General features: G+C 37.7%; 17 protein-coding genes. 3 read left to right on the top strand and 14 right to left on the bottom strand.

The window, feature by feature from the left end:
* Positions 1-138: 138 nt before the first annotated feature.
* From FC748_RS00385 to FC748_RS00360, 6 genes are all read right to left on the bottom strand, one after another.
* Positions 139-3564, bottom strand: coding sequence for a DNA translocase FtsK (locus tag FC748_RS00385; RefSeq protein ID WP_108029975.1), 3426 nt, complete (start codon positions 3562-3564; stop codon positions 139-141).
* 207 nt (positions 3565-3771) lie between these two features.
* The gene (gene ytpR, locus FC748_RS00380; RefSeq protein ID WP_108029976.1) at positions 3772-4386 is read right to left on the bottom strand and encodes a YtpR family tRNA-binding protein; all 615 of its coding nucleotides are present in this window, start codon (positions 4384-4386) and stop codon (positions 3772-3774) included.
* A complete protein-coding gene (locus FC748_RS00375) occupies positions 4383-5207 on the bottom strand; it encodes a DUF1444 domain-containing protein (RefSeq protein ID WP_081769926.1) in 825 nt (274 codons plus the stop codon). The genes ytpR and FC748_RS00375 overlap by 4 nt, the downstream gene beginning before the upstream one ends.
* Before the next feature lie 70 nt (positions 5208-5277).
* On the bottom strand, positions 5278-5796 hold the full coding sequence (locus FC748_RS00370; protein WP_108029977.1) for a hypothetical protein: 519 nt from the start codon (positions 5794-5796) through the stop codon (positions 5278-5280).
* A gap of 94 nt (positions 5797-5890) precedes the next feature.
* Positions 5891-6412 carry a DUF84 family protein gene (locus FC748_RS00365; protein ID WP_108029978.1) on the bottom strand — a complete coding sequence of 174 codons (522 nt, stop codon included), beginning with the start codon at positions 6410-6412 and terminating at the stop codon, positions 5891-5893.
* A gap of 58 nt (positions 6413-6470) precedes the next feature.
* Positions 6471-7547, bottom strand: coding sequence for a M42 family metallopeptidase (locus FC748_RS00360; RefSeq protein ID WP_025220335.1), 1077 nt, complete (start codon positions 7545-7547; stop codon positions 6471-6473).
* A 166-nt stretch (positions 7548-7713) separates the two neighbouring features.
* Here FC748_RS00360 and FC748_RS00355 point away from each other — a divergent pair, with 166 nt between their 5' ends.
* Entirely contained in the window at positions 7714-8028 is a 315-nt protein-coding gene (locus FC748_RS00355) for a peptidase M4 (RefSeq protein ID WP_024363748.1), read from the top strand.
* 499 nt (positions 8029-8527) lie between these two features.
* On the opposite strand, the gene FC748_RS00350 is transcribed toward FC748_RS00355, so the two are convergent.
* From FC748_RS00350 to pepV, 8 genes are all read right to left on the bottom strand, one after another.
* Positions 8528-9754, bottom strand: a complete 1227-nt coding sequence (locus FC748_RS00350) for a carboxylate--amine ligase (protein ID WP_108029979.1) — start codon at positions 9752-9754, stop codon at positions 8528-8530.
* Positions 9755-9853: 99 nt separating this feature from the next.
* The gene (locus FC748_RS00345; RefSeq protein WP_024363746.1) at positions 9854-10882 is read right to left on the bottom strand and encodes a PTS sugar transporter subunit IIC; all 1029 of its coding nucleotides are present in this window, start codon (positions 10880-10882) and stop codon (positions 9854-9856) included.
* 288 nt (positions 10883-11170) lie between these two features.
* Positions 11171-12034: a YtnP family quorum-quenching lactonase gene (locus FC748_RS00340; RefSeq protein ID WP_025220337.1), complete on the bottom strand. Its 864-nt coding sequence runs from the start codon at positions 12032-12034 to the stop codon at positions 11171-11173.
* A gap of 21 nt (positions 12035-12055) precedes the next feature.
* Positions 12056-12703: a tRNA (guanosine(46)-N7)-methyltransferase TrmB gene (trmB, locus tag FC748_RS00335; RefSeq protein WP_024363744.1), complete on the bottom strand. Its 648-nt coding sequence runs from the start codon at positions 12701-12703 to the stop codon at positions 12056-12058.
* Between the two features lie 76 nt (positions 12704-12779).
* Positions 12780-13733, bottom strand: coding sequence for a diacylglycerol/lipid kinase family protein (locus FC748_RS00330; RefSeq protein ID WP_108029980.1), 954 nt, complete (start codon positions 13731-13733; stop codon positions 12780-12782).
* 3 nt (positions 13734-13736) lie between these two features.
* A complete protein-coding gene (locus tag FC748_RS00325) occupies positions 13737-14744 on the bottom strand; it encodes a nuclease-related domain-containing protein (RefSeq protein WP_108029981.1) in 1008 nt (335 codons plus the stop codon).
* A 209-nt stretch (positions 14745-14953) separates the two neighbouring features.
* A complete protein-coding gene (dat, locus tag FC748_RS00320) occupies positions 14954-15805 on the bottom strand; it encodes a D-amino-acid transaminase (protein ID WP_108029982.1) in 852 nt (283 codons plus the stop codon).
* Positions 15806-15980: 175 nt separating this feature from the next.
* The gene (gene pepV / locus FC748_RS00315; protein WP_025220341.1) at positions 15981-17384 is read right to left on the bottom strand and encodes a dipeptidase PepV; all 1404 of its coding nucleotides are present in this window, start codon (positions 17382-17384) and stop codon (positions 15981-15983) included.
* Positions 17385-17742: 358 nt separating this feature from the next.
* On the opposite strand from pepV, the gene FC748_RS00310 reads away from it, so the two are divergent.
* Both FC748_RS00310 and FC748_RS00305 read left to right on the top strand, forming a co-directional pair.
* Entirely contained in the window at positions 17743-17964 is a 222-nt protein-coding gene (locus tag FC748_RS00310) for a DeoR family transcriptional regulator (RefSeq protein WP_025220342.1), read from the top strand.
* A 140-nt stretch (positions 17965-18104) separates the two neighbouring features.
* Positions 18105-19268, top strand: coding sequence for an MDR family MFS transporter (locus tag FC748_RS00305; protein WP_029747347.1), 1164 nt, complete (start codon positions 18105-18107; stop codon positions 19266-19268).
* Positions 19269-19304: the final 36 nt, after the last annotated feature.

Raw genomic sequence — 19304 nt, 5'->3', positions numbered from 1 at the left:
ACGTACAGAAAAATACGTACTTTGTTAAAACATCTTGTCTATTATAGCACTATTTATGCACAAGGATAAATGTGCAACTTTTCTAAAAAAACTAATTTTGACGAAAGTCAGATAATCTTGACGAAAACACCGCAATTCTTATTCAAACATAGCAATTAAATCTTGCTCAGTAATATAACTTTCACGCGGTTTACTACCTCGTGCTTCTGACACAAAACCATGTGATTCCAGCATATCAATTAAACGTGCAGCACGATTATAACCGATATGATACTTGCGTTGAATAAGAGAAGTCGAAGCTCCACCTGCTTCATAAACAAAGCGACAAACATCCTCAAACAAATCATCTTGCTCTGCAGTAACTTCTGATTTCTTTAAAAGTTCCTCTTGATCGAATATATAATCTGGTTCACCTTGCTCACGAACATGATCGATAATCGCTTCTATTTCATCATCTGTTACAAACGTCCCTTGCAAACGTACAGGTGCCGACATGCCATTACCTAGATATAACATATCGCCTCGTCCTAGTAAGCGCTCTGCCCCTTGCCCATCTAATATTGTACGTGAATCGATTTGTGAAGATACCGCAAAGGCAATACGGGTAGGGATATTAGATTTAATTAGACCTGTAATAACATCGACAGAAGGTCTTTGCGTGGCAACAATTAAATGAATACCACAAGCACGTGCCTTCTGCGCAATCCGACAAATCGCTTCCTCAACATCTGCTGGCGACATCATCATTAAGTCTGCTAACTCATCAATGACAATTAAAATATAGGGTAATTTTAAACTATGCTCATTGTTTTTATCTGCTAAAGCGTTATAACGTGTAATATCACGCGCACCTGCATGTGCAAATAGCTGATAACGACGCTCCATCTCCTCTACAGCCCATTTTAACGCTGCTGTTGCAGCCTTTACATCCGTAATAACCGGACTGACTAAATGGGGAATATGATTGAATGGCGCAAGCTCTACCATTTTTGGGTCAATCAGCATAAGTTTTAATTCATGCGGTGCAGCTTTATATAATAAACTAACCAAAATGGAATTGATACAAACAGACTTTCCTGAACCAGTCGCCCCAGCAATTAAGCCATGTGGCATTTTTCGTAAATCAATTGTCACTGGCTTCCCTGTTAAATCGAGACCAAGTGCCGCTTCAAGTGGTGAATCAGAATCGAGGAATGACGCACTATTTGTCACTTCCGATAAACGAACAGCACGAGAGACACGGTTAGGAATTTCTATTCCGATCGAACTCTTTCCAGGAATCGGCGCCTGTATTCGAATGTCTTTTGCAGCTAAAGCCAGTTTTAAGTCATCTGCTAAATTACGAATTTTACTTACCTTTGTACCATGACTAACTGTAATTTCAAATTGAGTAACGGCAGGACCTTGCATAATCGATTCAATTTGTGCTGACACTTGGAAATAAGATAGTGCTTCAACTAGTGTATCCCCTTGTTGCTCCATCCACTCTGTATCCTGTGTTTTCTCCTCAGGTGGCTCCAAAAATTCATCCGTTGGCTTTTGGTACACATGAATAGGCTTTTGAGGTGTTATTTCTTTTTCAGGCTCTATATTTAAAATTTCCAGTGAATCATTAAGTTTCTCCTCAATGATGTTTTGATTATCATTTGATTGTGCGATAGTTTTTTCATGTAATAAATCCGTTTCGACAAAAAGCGTTGCAGAAACTTCTTCACTTGCATCCACTGTAATTGCTGGTTGTTCTGCTTGGCGTAAAGCATTTGCAACAAACGGTGGTGTATTTTCTTCAAGTGTATCCGCTTCACTTGCTAACTGTTCTGCTTGATGAATTGCATTTGGAACAATCGGTGATACTGGATTTGCTTCATGTGCATCCGCTTCACTTGCTGACTGTTCTGCTTGGCTTACTTCATTTGTGACAATCGGTGATACTGGATTTTTCTCAACAGTATCCACTTTAATCGCTAGCTGCTCTGCTTGGCGCATTTCATTTGTGATAATCGGTGATACTGGTTTTACCTCATTTGCATCCGCTTCAATTGACTGTTTTTCAGTTGGCATCCGCGTCATTGTTGCAACAGGAGACATCGTGATAACAGGATTACTATTAGATTCTGTCATTTTGGAAAAAGGTTCTTGGGATGATGTCTCTATTGAAGATGTATTTACATTTTCTAACAATGCTCCATCGTCGATTTTGTCATCATCGGAAGTAACCGCTATCTCGCTTTGTATTTTTTCTGTAGTCGCTGGCACTTTCGATTTTAATTGTTGTGAAATGCGCCATTTTTCTTTATCTGTTTTTAACATTAAGACATTAAATGGAATGCGACTCTTTTCTTGCTTTAAAGATGACTCCTCGACTACCTGCTGTTCATTTTCTTCACTCGTCGGCTGAACAACCGTCACTTCTCCAATATGGATTGTGGAATTCTCTATTTGTAATTGTTCCACAACGACTTCTTTTACATGAATTTCGGATTGATCTGCTGATAGCTGTTCAACAGCTAGTTCTTGTTGCACAGCATCTTTAATTTGAGCTTCAAAATTTACAGCAAAAGATGTTGTTTGTGGTATAGGTAGCTCTATATCTGCTTTATCTGTCAGTTCGCTCTGCTCTGGAATTTCAAGCTCTTCAAATGTAATCGGCTGCTTTGGTGTTGCTTCCGTAGATGCTTCAAAAGCTACTTTGCTTGACTCTGCCACTTCAACTTCTTCAAAAGTAATTGGTTGCTTCGAAGTAGCTTTGCTATTCGCATCAACGATTGCTTGACTTTGCTCTATCACTTCAACATCCTCAAATTCACTTGAATGCTTCGCTGGCACTTCCTTTAAGCTTGATATCTCAAGCTGTTCATGTAAATCATTTGGCGTAATGGTAGGCTCTTTTTCTTCTAGTATATTTTCAATAGGCTTATTTGTTGTCGCTTCTTTTGCAATCATAGCAATGGAGGGCTTTTCCGCTTCATGTTCCTCCTTGCGTTTATTTAATAATTGCTCGATTGGACTTGGTTTTGCAAAACCATAAACTGGCGAAGGAACATCCGTTGGTACAAAACGTTTACGATTTTGCGCCATAATTTCGGCAGTATTTTCCTGTTTCACTTGTGGTTCTTTTATAACAGGTGTTGCTTCAACTTGTGCATCACGAAAAACCATACTCGCTTTTGTCGGATATTCTTGCTTAGGTTGAACACGTGAAATTGTCGTTCGGCCAGTTCGTTTCGAACGATTTTCTAAAAGCTCACGAATTCCAGAAACTTCTATGTCATATACACGGGAATCTACAACTTGATGATTTAAATGTTTTGGTAAAGATAAATCTTCAATTTGGCCATATACATCGTCCATTTGATTAAACATTTCTTTTGGTTGTGAAGCAGGTTGCGGCAACTCTGGTTCATCGTCAATTAAAGGGAAACGAAAAGCTTTTTGTGAAGGTGCTTGCGTCTCCTTTATCGGCTGTTGCTGCTGCGGTTGCTCCTCATACTCTTCGTAATATTCTTCATATTCATAGTCATCTCTATTTAAAATTTTATCTAATTTTCTTTTAAACCAATTCACGTTGTTTCACTCATTTCTCTTACACTTCTTTTATAGCATTGTCTAAGACTATTAAAATCGGGTACTAAAACTATGTTCAATGTCCACATCAAAAAGCATACCATAAAAATGATATAGAAACTCGTATTTATAGGCTCAATCTAGACAAAAAATCGTTATACCACCAGCTATTGGTAGCATAACGATTTTTGCTTCAAACTTATTCGTTTAACGGCTTGGTGTTTCAAATGCACTACCTACTACAGCATCTTCAGGTAAAATTAAAATACCTTTTTCAGATGGTGCATTAGGAATGGCTAATTCACGCGCTGAGCATAACATACCAAAAGAGTCAACACCACGTAAATTGCCTTCTTTAATCAGCATACCTGATGGCATAACAGCTCCAATTTTAGCAACGACTACTTTTTGACCAGCATCAACGTTCGGTGCACCACATACAATTTGTAGCGTTTCTTCTCCTACATTGACAGTACAAATACTTAATTTATCAGCATTTGGATGCTTTTCTTTTGTTTCTACATAGCCCACAACAAATTTAGGTGAAAAATCTACATCCAGGCTAATTGTAGCTCCATTGTTCCTAATAGCAGCTTCAAGCTGTGCAACAAATTCTGGTGTAATCTCTACATTCCCCTGCGCCTCAACTTGCACATACTTACTTGCATTAAATAAGTTAAATGCTTTTATTTCCCCTGTTTGTGCTTCTTTTAAAATGGCAATATCACCAGCACGTTCTACCTCTGTTTTCACAATTGCCTCTGTTGCTAATTGTACTAATAGGACATCTCCCACATGTTCTTTGTTGTAAAATACATTCATTGTTTTTCTTGCTCCTTCTTTACTCTGTTTTTTGCTAGTATAAAGATTGGTTCTAGCTCTCCATCTTCATAAATAAATGATAATGACGTAATCGGTACTGTTCCTACCGTAAAGAAATGCATCGTCATCTGTGCTAATACATCATACCCTGTTTCATTGCGAATATCACCTAGTATTAATACATCTTGATGAGGTACAGATACAGTCATATCCCCTTCAATTTTTGAGCGCATATCTTTTAAAAAGCTTTCATTTAAAATACGACTGGCATCATAGCCATCATTGGCATTAATAAAATAAAAGACATTGCCAGCTACTTCGTCTTTCTTATAATTGGTTGGTAGTTGCTTAACAGAAAAACGCGCCATTTCTCGGATTTGCTCTACAGTTAATTTTAACGTTTCTAACATGGATTCATCAATAAAGCGATACGTTTTTCCTAAATCGAGTGCATAGAAAATACGTGTTTCGGCAGTATGCTCCGTTGTGATAAAAGCATGTCCTTCTTTCGAAGCTTTCGGATAAGATGTAGCACGAATAACCGGGTAGATTTGCCCAGATTGTTTAAAGCCTTGCTCCTGCTCCTGTTCCATTGCTAAAAAAGTTTGCTCAATCGTATAGACAACTTCTGCAATCGCCGCTTCTTGCTTTTCATTATATTTTGCTAAAATACCTGGTAAAGAAAGCTCCATCCCTTTGTCTAGTTTTTTATGATTTAAGCGTAATTTATCTTGCTTTTTATCAAATTGAAAATCAAACTTTTGCTCATTTAACTGTTTTTTTAATAGGGACACAAGTTGCTCTGATTTTATTTGTTTCAATTCGCTCACGTCCTTTCTTCATAATGAAGCGGCTCACATAGATTTGTGAACCGCTCTTCAAACGATGCAATTATTTAATCTTAACCGAATGAACGATTTTCGTCATCTCATGAAGATTATTTTCAATATTATTTGCTGGTGAAATAGTCGTCATTTTTACACCACCACTGCTGACAATTAACTCAAATTCATCTTTATTATCTGTTTTAGACACCGCAGAGAAGCCGAAAATACCATCCTTGTCATATGTAGTTTCATTAATGACTTTCTTTGAACGATCTTCTTTTAGCAGATTATAATAAAGCTTACTATCGTTTTGTTCACGATCATTGATAAAAAGAATATAAGAATTCGTTCCTTTTGATATTAAAATATTATAGGCATCTGAACTATCCTCAATTTTGAACTTTGACGGTAAAAAAAGTTGAATTTGATCAATTTTGTCGGTATACGCTTCTGGCTCTTCTGCAAATACCTTTTCTGTCATTTGAAGTCCACTAGCAATTTGTTCATCAACCGATTGATTACAACCCGAAAGCCCCAAAAGTAATAGCAGTAAACCTAATGCTTGAAGCCTTGCATAAGACATTTCAATCTCCCTTTCATTGCTAACTTTTTTCTATTTTAAAAAAATTCTAGATAAGTTGCAACTTCACTGCTTCGTTCTCACTAGTTCTAAGACACTATCTTTGTGCTAATGTGAACAAATATTGTCCAACAAGCAGCGCGACAATATGCTCAAACATTGTCTGTCTACTCACTATCCCTTGCGTAAAAATACCTACAGCCCCTGCGCCTTGACGAATATCTAGACGTTGCGTATATTGTTCCATTACAGGACCAAGCTCCCTGCCACCCCTTATTTCCTGGGCAATTTCTTCTGGCAAAATAATTTGTGCACCTGCTGCCGTAAACGTTGTCCCATCAGCTAATGTTAGTGCTCCCCAATTGCAGACATACATCACACCATCTATTTCAGTGACGCCACCTTCAAGTCCAAAGGATAGTGCTGCATCGGTCGCAAGGGCTGTATTTTTCGCCCGATTGATGGCCCCTAATCTTGTTTCTTCCGTAGTTAAAGGTTGCTCTGATACTTGTGAGGCGGCTTTAAAATATATAAAATTTACTTTTTCAAAATATTGATTAACAATCGCTTGCACTGCTTGGATTTTCGCTTTATTCGTTGTCCCAATCGCTATTTCCATTGATATCCCTCTTTCTTTACATAGAAAAAAGATGCCCTAAAGGCATCTTTTCTGTTACTTATACATTAGCGCGAATCGTTTCTAATGTCGAACGATCTGCTTTTTTCACTAATTCTACGATTAATGCTTTAGCTGCTGCATAGTCATCAATATGAATGATCGATGCTGACGTATGGATATAACGCGAGCACACACCAATCACAGCACTTGGTACACCGTCATTTGATGTATGTACACGACCAGCATCGGTGCCGCCTTGAGATACAAAATACTGATATGGAATATGATTAGATTCTGCCGTATCTAAAATAAACTCACGCATACCACGGTGTGTGACCATTGTACGGTCAAGTATTCGTAATAATGTCCCTTTACCAAGTTGACCAAATTGATTTTTATCTCCAGACATATCGTTCGCAGGTGATGCATCTAACGCGAAAAATAAATCAGGTTGAATCATATTTGCTGACACTTGAGCGCCACGTAACCCAACTTCTTCCATAACATTGGCACCTGAATATAAATGAGAAGCTAATTTTTCATCTTTCACTTCTTTCATTAATTCAATCGCCAGTCCACAGCCGTAGCGATTATCCCACGCTTTTGCCATTATTTTTTTCGGATTGGCCATCGGCGTGAATGAACATACTGGGATGATCGACTGTCCTGGGCGAACGCCAAGAGCAATCGCATCTTCTTTATTGTCCGCGCCGACATCAATCAGCATATTTTTGATTTCCATTGGTTTTGCACGTTCTGCATCTGTAAGTAAATGCGGTGGAATGGATGAAATTACACCTGGAATTGCACCGTTTTTAGTATATACTTCTACACGTTGTGCAAGCATCACTTGGTTCCACCAGCCTCCAAGTGTTTGAAAACGAATTAACCCATTATCAGTAATAGATGTAACCATAAATGCTACTTCGTCCATATGACCTGCTACAAGTATTTTAGGGGCATCTGCTACTTCACTATGCTTGACACCAAAAATACCACCTAAATGATCTTGGATAACCTCATCTGAGTACTTCTGTAGCTCTGAACGCATAAATGCACGTACTGCATGTTCATTGCCTGGTGCACCCGGTAATTCAGTTAAAGTTTTAAATAATTGTAATGTTTCCTCATTCATGATGACTCTCTCCCCACGAAGTAGAATTTTCTTCCTTGCTTATTGTATCATAATTATTTCAGAAGTCGAAATATTGATATATTTCATAAAAGTCCTTTGCAATGAACGTGCATTCACTCTTTGTGCTATGCTAAAATAGAGCTATAGGAAAAGGAGGAAAAAACCCATGAAATTACGTGATTTTTTAATTGGTGTTGCAACAGGCCTCGCCGCGGCAGTCATTATTAAAGAAGCCAGTGAAAAAGTTTCTCCGTATGTGCCAGCAGGACAAGTACTTGAAAACATAAAAAAGGAATTTAAAAAAGATGCGCCAATAGACGGTTCTTGGATCTTTATGAAAACAGATAATTTCACAAATGGTTTTATGACAATTCCCGTTTATCGTGGTGGGATTTCTCGCATGCACGAGGGTGAAATGCAAACATTCGAGTTCGCTGCCGACGCACGCTCTGGCGTTGTCGTAGAACTAATCGAAGTCTAAACATAATCCGTTACAATAGCATGTGGACATTGTGATACGTCCATATGCTATTTTCTTTATAACTACATATATGTAGTGAAGGATGAACGATGCTGCTCAAGTTGTTTTTCGTTGTTTCGCGGGTATTCCTCGCTTTCGCGGGTAAATCTTCTTGCTCCGCGGGTATTCCTCGCTTTCGCGGGTAAATCACCTTACTCCGCGGGTATTCCTCGCTTTCGCGGGTAAATCACCTTACTCCGCGGGTATTCTTCTCCCTTTCGCGGGTAAATCACCTTACTCCGCGGGTATTCCTCGCTTTCGCGGGTAAATCTTCTTACTCCGCGGGTATTCCTCACCCTTCCGCGGGTAAATCTTCTTACTCCGCGGGTATTCTTCTCCCTTTCGCGGGTAAATCACCTCACTCCGCGGGTATTCTTCACCTTTTCGCGGGTAAATCACCTTACTCCGAGAGAAATCAAATAAAAGGAGGTATATGTGTTATACCTCCTTTTACGTAATCTTATTCTTCTAGACCTTTATTATTAAAATACTTTTTATATTTTCGGTAATAGTTTAGATTATTTAGCGTAAGCTTTACCCATCGCTTTGGATTCATATCTTGATTGAAGTAAAGTGAATTGGTGCACTTTCCTTCACGAATCAATTTTTGCGCTTCTAGTTTAAGCTTTTCGTTTGATGCGTATTTAAATAGCACACCTTTCGGAATAATCATCCATAAATGTTTATCCTCAACATATGTTAACTGTTGCTCAATATTTAACATATGGTCATCCGCTACATATTTCATTAAGTTATGACCACTTGCGGTTACATAATAGCTTGAGCGACCGTTACGTAAATTAATTTCAAATAACTTATATTGTTTATCGCGAATATCATACTTCATATCGAAGTTAGCAAAGCCCGTATAGCCGATATCTTCTAAAAAGTGGCGCACTTGATCCATCAGCGCTTTATCATATGTCGTTACGATTGCTGCATAACTACCAATTCCTTCAGGTGAATGCTCTTCCAAAATTGGGTTACCTAGGCACATTAGCTTCACTTTCCCGTCTTTTCCTACATATGCATTTAACACGCGCATATACGAATCATCACCAGGGATGAATTCTTGAATAATCATTGTATCTTGGTAAGTAGAGCTATAAATCGCTTTTAAGATAGCCGTTTTTTCCGCTTCATCATGTGCAACGAAGACCTTTTTCTTTCCTGGGAATTTACAAGCCCAATATTCCACTGAATTGGACGCTTTTAAAATAATTGGATAGTCAAATGGTGGTGTAAAGTCTTGATAGTTTTTAGCTGTAACTGTTGTTGTACCTGGATACTTAAAGTCGTACTTCTCACACATTTTATAAAAATTTTCTTTCAATAATATTTCATCCATTAATGACTCATCAATATAAGGTACTGTAAAGTGCTCCTGTAGAGCCGGTTTGTTTTTAATAATTAGTTTTGCATAATCATCGCCACAAGCAAGTAGCAGTAATTTTTTATCGGCGTATTGTTTTGCAACTTGTGCAAGGGCTGGTGCAAATACGTCTTGTTCATTTAAACGATCGATTTCTTGGAACTCCAATATATGGCTATCCTGTGTTGCTGTTAAATGTGAACGTCCTAATACAAGTGGCTTAATGCCATATGCTTCATAAAATGCTCGGGCCATGCCGTATGCATTCATATCTGATCCTAATAATACTGGTAAAAATGGTTGCTCCGTTGCCATCGTTATTTCAACTCTCTTTTGTGTTTTAGTATAGCTTTTAGTGTATCACATTTTCCAAAATGTTCACGAAAAAAAAGCCCCCATACGGAGACTTTTCCATTATTCATAATGTACTTTGTAATCATTGGATGTAATCCATTTCAATTTCATCGAGAAGATTCGCAGTAAGATGACATTTAATATAATTGGTAAGGCGATAAATAATGTAACAGCTACAGTGATTGTATAAGGTGTCCATCCGACTAAACTTAAATATTTCAACGGTCCCACAAAACCACCTAAACCGAAACCTGCACTGTATGGGGTACCTACGATTTCAAACAGACCTGCTAATGCCCCTAATATTCCCGCAGTAATAATCATCGGAAATGCTATTTTAGGTTTCATGAAAAAATTACGCATTTGAATTTTTGCTGACGCAACATGGGCAATGGCTGTTCCAATATTATTTGCTTTATAACTAGCAATACACATTCCGACGCCAGATGCACAAACACCAAGATTTGCTGCACCTGCACCGATGCCTGATAACATAATAACTGTCGCAACACCGATTGTAGAGATTGGTGAAATGATTAAGATAGAGAAGATCATGGCAATTAGCGAGCCCATTACAACAGGTTGTAATGTCGTTAAATGCTCAATTATCAGACCAACATAGCCTGAGCCTGTACGCACATACGGTAAAATGGCATTTCCGATTAAACCAGGTACGAACATAGCAAGTGCAGGCATTAAAAGAAGTGTAAAATCTTTCAGCTTATTTCCTAAAAATTGCACAAACAGTACAGCCAAAGCTGTCGTAATCCCGATATTAATTACCACACCAATACCGGCGATGGTAATGCCTGCATCCGGATCAATTGTATAGACACCGCTACCAACAAATGCAGCTAGTCCAACGCTACATGTTTGAACAGGCGTTAATTTAAAGCAAATACCTGTCATTACACCTATTACAACTGGCAATAGACTCATAGCTAAAACCGATGTATTTAAAATAATTTCTAACTGAGGTACGTAGGGAATAATTAATTTTAATATTTCTCCAACTAATGCGTTTGGAATTAAACAAACGACAATCCCCATACTCATACCGGTTAGTACATTATTAATAAAATTTTTCATTGTAGTTCATTTCCCTTCTGACAATATAACGCTCGTTGATGTTATCTCAGTATATTAATATTAGACTAATCGGTCAATATAAAATATTCAGAATATTGTATACCAATATCGGTAAACAGCATATTCCATCCATAGTCAGAAAGTAGTCGTTTACAACTAGCTGAAAACTGCACAAAAAATATCGGTGCCAGGCACATAAACAATTACAGCAAGATAAATAAAAAAGACTACAGGCAAGCGTCAAATCTTTCGCTTGCCTATAGTCTAGTTCACATGTGTGTCCTATGATTAAAATGTTATAACCGCTTGTCTACTGCGTTCTAACTTAGCAACCATTTCCTTACCTGTTTCATTCCATTTCACCATTCGATAATACGCATCATGGTAGAAAATAAAACTGTAGCCGTTTGCTAAAGCTTCTTTCATCATTCGTTCCTTGGCAAATACACTCGTCATCGGATAATCATCATATGCTAACACCCATAAAGGATTTTGATGCGCATGCGTTGGCATAATATCGGCCATATGTATCATGACCTCACCATTTTGTGACAACTTAATGATGGCATGTCCATCACTATGACCACCTGTGTGGATCATTTCAATGCCAGGAGCTACCTCTAAAGAGCTTTCGTACGTTTCAACTAAATGCTGTACAGGCTCCCAGTTTTCTTTCCAATACGTATTTTTTGAGCGAATATTTGGCTCACGCATTTCATCCCATTCAATTTGTGTTACATAGATTTTAGCATTTGGGAATGTAGGAACTAAAACTTCACCTTCCCATTGCGTTAGACCACCCGCATGATCAAAATGTAAATGTGTCATTAAGATTGCATCGATATCAGCGGTTGTTAGACCAAGCTCTTGTAAACTATCAGCTAGCGTGGATTCCTCTGTTACGCCATAGTTTCGTAGTTGCTTTTCATTTAATTTGTTAAAACCGACACCCGTATCAATAAGGTAATTTTTTTCACCATATTGAATTAAAATAGGCTCTGTTGGTAATTCAATTTGATTGTTTTCGTTTACTGGATATTTACGTGACCAAAGTGGTTTTGGTACTACGCCAAACATTGCACCGCCATCAAGGCAAGTGACACCCCCGTTTAGCCATGATAATGTCATATTGTGAAACTTTAACTGATCCATCCTTACTCCCCCTGCTATCTATTATTTTGTAATAAATTGCGATTCTAAGCGATAAATCGGCTGACCTTTAGCAGAAAATTTCTGCTCGTATTCTGTCATAATATTATCTTCTGGCATATTTGCATGTAGGTCGAGTGATACATACTTCAGTAACATACCATATTCAGACATACTAACTAACGAATACTCGAACAGTCCACGGTTGTCCGTTTTAAAATGAACTTCCCCGTTATCCACTAGAATCGACTCATATAATTTCAAAAAACCCTCATGCGTTAAACGACGCTTTGCATGGCGTAATTTTGGCCAAGGATCTGAGAAATTCAAATACACGCGGTCTACATCATTTTTTTCAAAGAATTTATTTAAATCTGCGCCATTTACTTTTAACAAACGTAAATTCGCTGGAGATTTAGCTTCAAGAATGTTTTCTAATGCGCAAACGATGACACTATCATAAAGCTCAATACCGATATAATTAATATCTGGATTTTGCAGAGCCATTCCGGTTACAAATTGACCCTTCCCAGTACCTACTTCAATGTGTAATGGGTGATTGTTGCCAAAAACCGCTTGCCAATTTCCTTTAAAGTCTTCAGGATTTGGAATAATCACCTCTGGATGATTTGTAATCATTTCCTCTGCCCAAGGCTTATTTCGTAATCTCAATTTTCTTCCTCATTTCTTAATAGTGAAATTATTGATTTTTTATAGTATAACGTAAAAACGTCATATTCGCATGATATTATTGCGAAATGACGTTTTTTGTTTTTTCTAATTTTATACATTTCCATGCTTGCTGTTGGATTGTACAGCGCACAATTGTATCCTGTCCAATTGCACCAATGTAGTTACCATCTGTATGACAATCAACGCTCTTTGCATGTACAACAATCTCAAATTGATTGCTTTGTAAAAAAGTTATTTCTCGGAAAGTTGTATGCTTCTCAAAAAAAACAGTAGCAAAAACTAGTAGTAGCTTCCATCTTGCAATATTATGAACAATGGTTAATTCAATTTTGCCGTCCAATGCATTAGACATAGGTGAAATTTTCATTCCTCCACCAAAATACGGTTGATTGCTCGTTGCTACAAACCATACATTCTGAAATTGCTGTGTTTGATTGTTTGCATAAACCGTTACATCGAAACAGGTAAAACGAAACAGGCCCCTAACTACTGCGGCAGCATAAGATAGTTTTCCTAATCCAATTTTATTAAAATAGTATTTTAGACGCGACTTATTAATATGCTTTGTGACATAGGCATCAAAGCCAAGCCCTGCATTATTGACGAATATTTCATCGTGCATGGTTCCTAGTTGAATCTTTCCTATATCTATCGAACGCTCAAGCATTTCCGTTTTGACGTAAGCTTCAATTTGTGTTGCATTTTGAAATGTTGGAAAATAACGTGCAAAGTCGTTACCAGAGCCTGCACTAATAACACCAATCACAACAAAATCATTATGTACAATGCCACTAACTACCTCATGAACGGTGCCATCTCCACCAACAACAATAATTAACTTTTTTATTTGCCCGTTTTGTGCCCACTCGCTCGCAATTTCTTGACCATGCCCCTCATATTGTGTCAGAGCGACTTGATAATCAATCGTTAAATGTCGTTGTAGTCTATTCCAAACAATTTTCCCTTTGCCATTCCCTGCACGCTCATTGACAATAAATAATACATGCATCTGTTAGTCCTCAGCTTTTGAAGGTGTCTGTTGCCAAATATCACGATTAAATGAAGTCGTTTGGACGTTATTTAAAATTGTTTGTGCAGCGCGGATTTGCATATGCTTCATAGGAGATGATACATTTCTTAAAGCATGCAACCATTCATTATAATTACGACGATCTACTAATCGAACGTTAAAAGATGAGCCTGGATAATCGAAATAGCCATTGCGTGTTAAAATAACTTTGCGAATCGGCATGTCGACTTGATCTTGCTTAAATAATTGAGTTAACACAGATTCCATTCTACTTAAATTAATCATTGGATTCAGTACTTTCGAATCTTTTGTGCCCACTTTTTTCTCCCAAAAACGGTCACTTCCACCTACATACACTGCTTGATTCTCTGCCTCAAGTACAGTAATACAAATACATTCTGTAGGTGACATTAACACAACATCTAGCTCAATTGGTGCCTTTCTCACTTGCAAAATAGGATAGTAAAAAACTAAATAATTATCTGGTAATTTTTGTAGCAATGTTCGTAACAAAGAATCACGTAAAAATCGAGGATCAACATATGATTTTTCTCGCAAAGTGGAACTCGCCCACTTCATTTGGAAATGAAAAAACTGATCTATAAACATTCGCTTCAACTCATGAATAGACTGAGGTGCGTACACTATATTCGGTTCAAATGATAAAGTTGTTTCTTCTTCAGGGATCATATCTTCGTCATTTGTCAAATCGTTTGTAACGTCCATTTGCTCAATATCTTCTTGCACGTCTTCTTTGTGTCGCCCTGCAAAAATCTTTTTAAAGAGTGAGAAGCGCTCTTTTTCTTCCAATACATCATTGTCTTTTTCATTCGCAGTATGCTGCCACTCGGTAATATCTTCGCCCAATTCCCATTGACGTTTAATTCGATCCCATTGGCTTTTCTTTAAACGTACAAATTGAGTTGGATATCTAGCTAAATCAATTTGATAACGTGAAATATAATCTTGTATTTTCACTAATTGTGCCATGTTTAGGTCACTCCAATCTTACTGCCCCATATCAAATTCGCCTCGTTACTAGTCGGTATCACCGTGATATCGACTAAAGGCGCTATCTTTTTTATTTTACATGACGTTTCAGGAGAATACATGCATATTTTGTTCTATAAAAAAGAGCTACCCTCCTAACTTGGCGAATAACCAAGTTTTAGGTAGCTCTTTTTAATCATTTATACAGATTAGGCATTAATTGAAATTGGTAATTTTGCCTCAAATGCTTTTTGCAATTTACGAGTCCATTCACCAGGAACACCTGCACCAATTTGCTGACCATCCACATCGATAACCGGTGTCACTTCAGATGAAACAGAAGACACAATAATTTCATCCATTGCTAATAAATCGCCTTTTGTCATCGGCTCTTCAATCACTGGTAAATTTATTTCAGCGGCACATTTTAATATAACTTGGCGTGTAATACCATTTAAGATGTAGTTATTTGCTGGGTGCGTATAAAGTTTACCATCTTTAATACCATAGACATTAGCAGAAGAACATTCTGTGATAATATCTCCACGGTGTAAAATGGCTTCGTAGCAACCTTTTTCAGATGCTTCTTGTTTCGCAAGTACCGCGCCAAGTAAATTTAAAGATTTAATATCACAACGTAACCAACGAACATCTTCAACCAATGTCGCTTTTACGCCTTTTTCGAAATTTTCAATTGAACGTTCACCAGTTTTAACATTACCTGTTAGCACTGCTGGTACGCTTGCATCCGGGAAAATGTGGTTACGAGAAGTTGTTCCACGTGTAATTTGGAAGTAAACATGACCTGTATTTAAATTATTTTTTTCGATTAAATCATGCAATAATTTGTGTAATACATCTTTTGTATAAGGAATAACAAGGCGAATTTTTTCGGCACTAGCATAGAAACGATCGATGTGCTCTTGTGCTGTAAACATATGCCCGTTATATACTTTGATTACTTCGTAAATACCATCACCAAATTGATAACCACGGTCTTCTGGTGAAATTGTAATAGATCCTTCTTCAACGATTTGGTCATTCCATAATGAGTATGCCATGTTTATACATCCTTTTCATTTTTAAGTTATTTTCACATTTTTAAGTACAATGATTCCCACTACACGATCAAGTAAGACCAGATGCAGTAAATCAAAGTAGATTTTTCAGTGAAGTGCTTGGCGTGTGAAGCTTCGTGATCTCTTTGGCAAGAAAACATTACGCTCTTAATGACACTTACTTCCCAGCCAGTTCTGCAATGGCTTCTGCATAAATAGCAGCAGCTTGTACTAATTTATCAACAATTACATATTCATCCGCACGATGCATGACATCTGGATCACCAGGGAAAAGCATGCCGAATGCCACACCTTTTTTCAAGACGCGTGCATACGTTCCACCGCCTGTTGAAAGTAAAGGTGTTTCGTTATCGCCCGTTTGTCGGCGATAAACACCAGCTAACGTTTGGATTAACGGATCATCCTCACTGACATAATGAGGTTTTGAGTTTTCTTGAACATCAAGTGAAAATCCTTTGTCTGCAGCTAATCGTTGCGCTTCTGTTATTTTGTCATCAAATGGATACGTTACAGAGTAGCGGAAACTAATAACAATGTTGCCACCTTGCGTTGCATCGTACGTTACAATACCAGGATTTAATGTTGTTTGTCCGGACATGTCATCTTCATATTGTAATGCTAGTGCATGACCATAATGATCCTGATGGAATACATCAACGATAAAATCGACAAATTGCTTACTTCCTTCAGTCGTTAACTCTTGTTGTAAAAATGCTGCAAGGTAAACAGCTGCATTGACACCTTTTTCAGGTTCCATTGCATGGGCTGCTTTTCCTTTGATAGTTATTATATAGTGAGAACCCTCCATTAATAAAGAGCCTTCTAGCTGATTTTTACTTAAAAATGTTTGAAAATTCTGTTCGAACGGTGAAGATACGAATTGAACTGTCGCTTTCGCAAAATCAGGTACCATATTTGAACGCTTTCCAGCATTAAATAGTAGTAGCTGTTCTTTCGTTGCATCCCCAATCTGCTTTTGGGACAACACAAGCGCAGCAATGCCTTTTTCGGCATTAATCAGTGGGAAATCCGCATCAGGAGCGAAACCGATTGTGGGCATTTCCTCGTTTTTAAAATAGTGGTCGACACAGCGGAAGCCTGTTTCTTCATCTGTTCCGATAATCATACGCACACGTTTGTTTAATTGAATACCTGCATCTTTTACAAGTTTCATTGCCATCCATGCAGCAACTGTTGGGCCCTTATCGTCAATAGCACCGCGCGCAAATAATTTTCCATCTGCAATCGTGCCGCTAAAAGGTGGGTACGTCCAGTTTGATTCATCACCTACAGGGACAACATCTACGTGACATAAAATACCCAGTAACTCTTCACCTTGGCCCATTTCAATATGTCCAGCATAATTATCAACATTTTTTGTTTGTAACCCTTGTGCTTTCCCTTTCGCTAACAACCATTCCAATGCCTTTAACGGTCCTTCACCAAAAGGCACATCCGCAGTTATTGTTTTTTCATCCAGTACACTATTAATTTGCACAAGCTCTTGCAACTCTTGAATTAATTCATCTTGTCTTTCTTTTGCAACCTGTAACCAATCCATCCTATGTACCTCCTCCATTTTATAATAAGATTATTCTACTCTTTACTAAAAAAAATTCAATCATCTTTCTAACTATCATTTTCTTATCTTTCCTTTACACTACCACATATAGCATCTTTTTCACTAATCTCCACAAAATACAGCGCAAACTTTATGAATTAATTGTAAATTTCCACGCCATTCACTAGAAAATCACATCATTATTCTATATAATAGAGTTATCAGAATTATTTGTTCTGAACATAAAATTAGAAAAGGGGATGTCTAAGGCAGCTACTTAATAGCCTCAGTGCACTCCGCACATATTGTCGTCCGCTAGTCTTTGCCAAGTGAATTAAGATGAAGGAGTGGTTCATTTATGAAACCAACTACTGATCGAATGCTTAATCGTATTAAAGATGTGTACATGTTTATTTTAGACAAAGGAACCGTGTCTACACAGGATTTAGTCGAAGAGTTTAGCATCACTCCTCGCACCGTTCAAAGAGATTTGAACGTGTTAGCCTTTAACGATTTGGTGATGAGTCCAAGTCGAGGCAAATGGACAACGACGAGTAAAAAAGTAAAATTGACGTCTTAGTTTTTGCGCACTTTGCGTAAAGCATTTTTGTATGGAAAAAGAATGACCTTTCGTCGGGGTCATTCTTTTTTTCTATTTACAAAGCACTTTATTATCCGTTACACTCGAAACATTCTACATGTTGAGAGGAGGATAATTCTATGAAACTTCCCAAAATGTTTCATCCACTTGTTTGGATTATTTTAGGTGGAACGATTTTCACACGCGTTGCAAGCTTTATGGCAATGCCTTTTTTAGCTATCTATTTACATAACGAAATTGATGCCTCCCCTTTACAAATAGGATTAACCATTGGTATCGCGCCACTTATTTCTACAGTAGGTGGATTTTTCGGCGGTTACTTAACAGATCGCTTTGGTCGAAAAAGTATTATTTTACTTACGATCCTCGTATGGAGTATTGTGTTCTTTGGTTTTGCAACAGCGCATACAATTTGGTTTTTCGTCATTCTAAATGCGTTGAACGGGTTATGTCGCTCCTTCTTTGAACCTTCTACACAAGCTTTAATGATTGACTTTACTCCTGCTGATAAACGAAAACGATTGTTTTCATTGCGTTACACAGCCATTAATATTGCCGCAGTCATAGGACCACTTATTGGTGTATATATCGCGACATTATCTAGTCCTAGCGTACCGTTTATGTTGACAGGCGCTATGTACATTGTTTATGCCATATTTTTATTTTTCGTGTTGAATCGTTACAAAATGCAACAGCAAAAGGCGATGGTTCATACAAAAGTGCTACAAACCTTTACAATTCTTTTAACAAACCGTGTACTGCTAAGCTTTATTTTCGGCGCAATCTTAATAAATATTGGCTACTCGCAATTCGACTCAACACTTCCTCAGCTTATTGAGCTCAAAATTGAAGATGGAGCCAAGCTCTATTCGCTACTGATTTCGTTAAATGCTGCGGTTGTACTTTTACTGCAATTACCGATTAGTATTTTTTCAGAGCGCTTCACATCTACAACAATACTGCTTATCGGTATTTTATTCTTTGCTGTTGGGCTCACATTATTTGGCGTATCTACAAACTATCCGTTGTTTATTTGTGCAATGGTTCTTTTTACAATTGGTGAAATATTTACTTTCCCAACAATGAATGTCATGATTGATGAAATTGCGCCAGAGACCCAAAAAGCTACATATTTAGGTGCGGCACAATTTAAAAATTTAGGCGGTTTTATTGGTCCTATTATAGGTGGCTGGCTGTTAACACATTATATTGATACAATGTTTATCGTCATTGCTGCCCTTGTTTTATGTAGTTCCCTATTTTATCGACCCAAAACACAATAAAGAAGCACGAGACAAGTAGGCTGCCTACTGGACTCG

This window comes from Lysinibacillus sphaericus (assembly GCF_005217585.1).
GTDB lineage: Bacteria > Bacillota > Bacilli > Bacillales_A > Planococcaceae > Lysinibacillus > Lysinibacillus sphaericus.
Note: the sequence above shows the minus strand (reverse complement) of the source record. Positions and strands in the feature narration are given on the sequence as shown.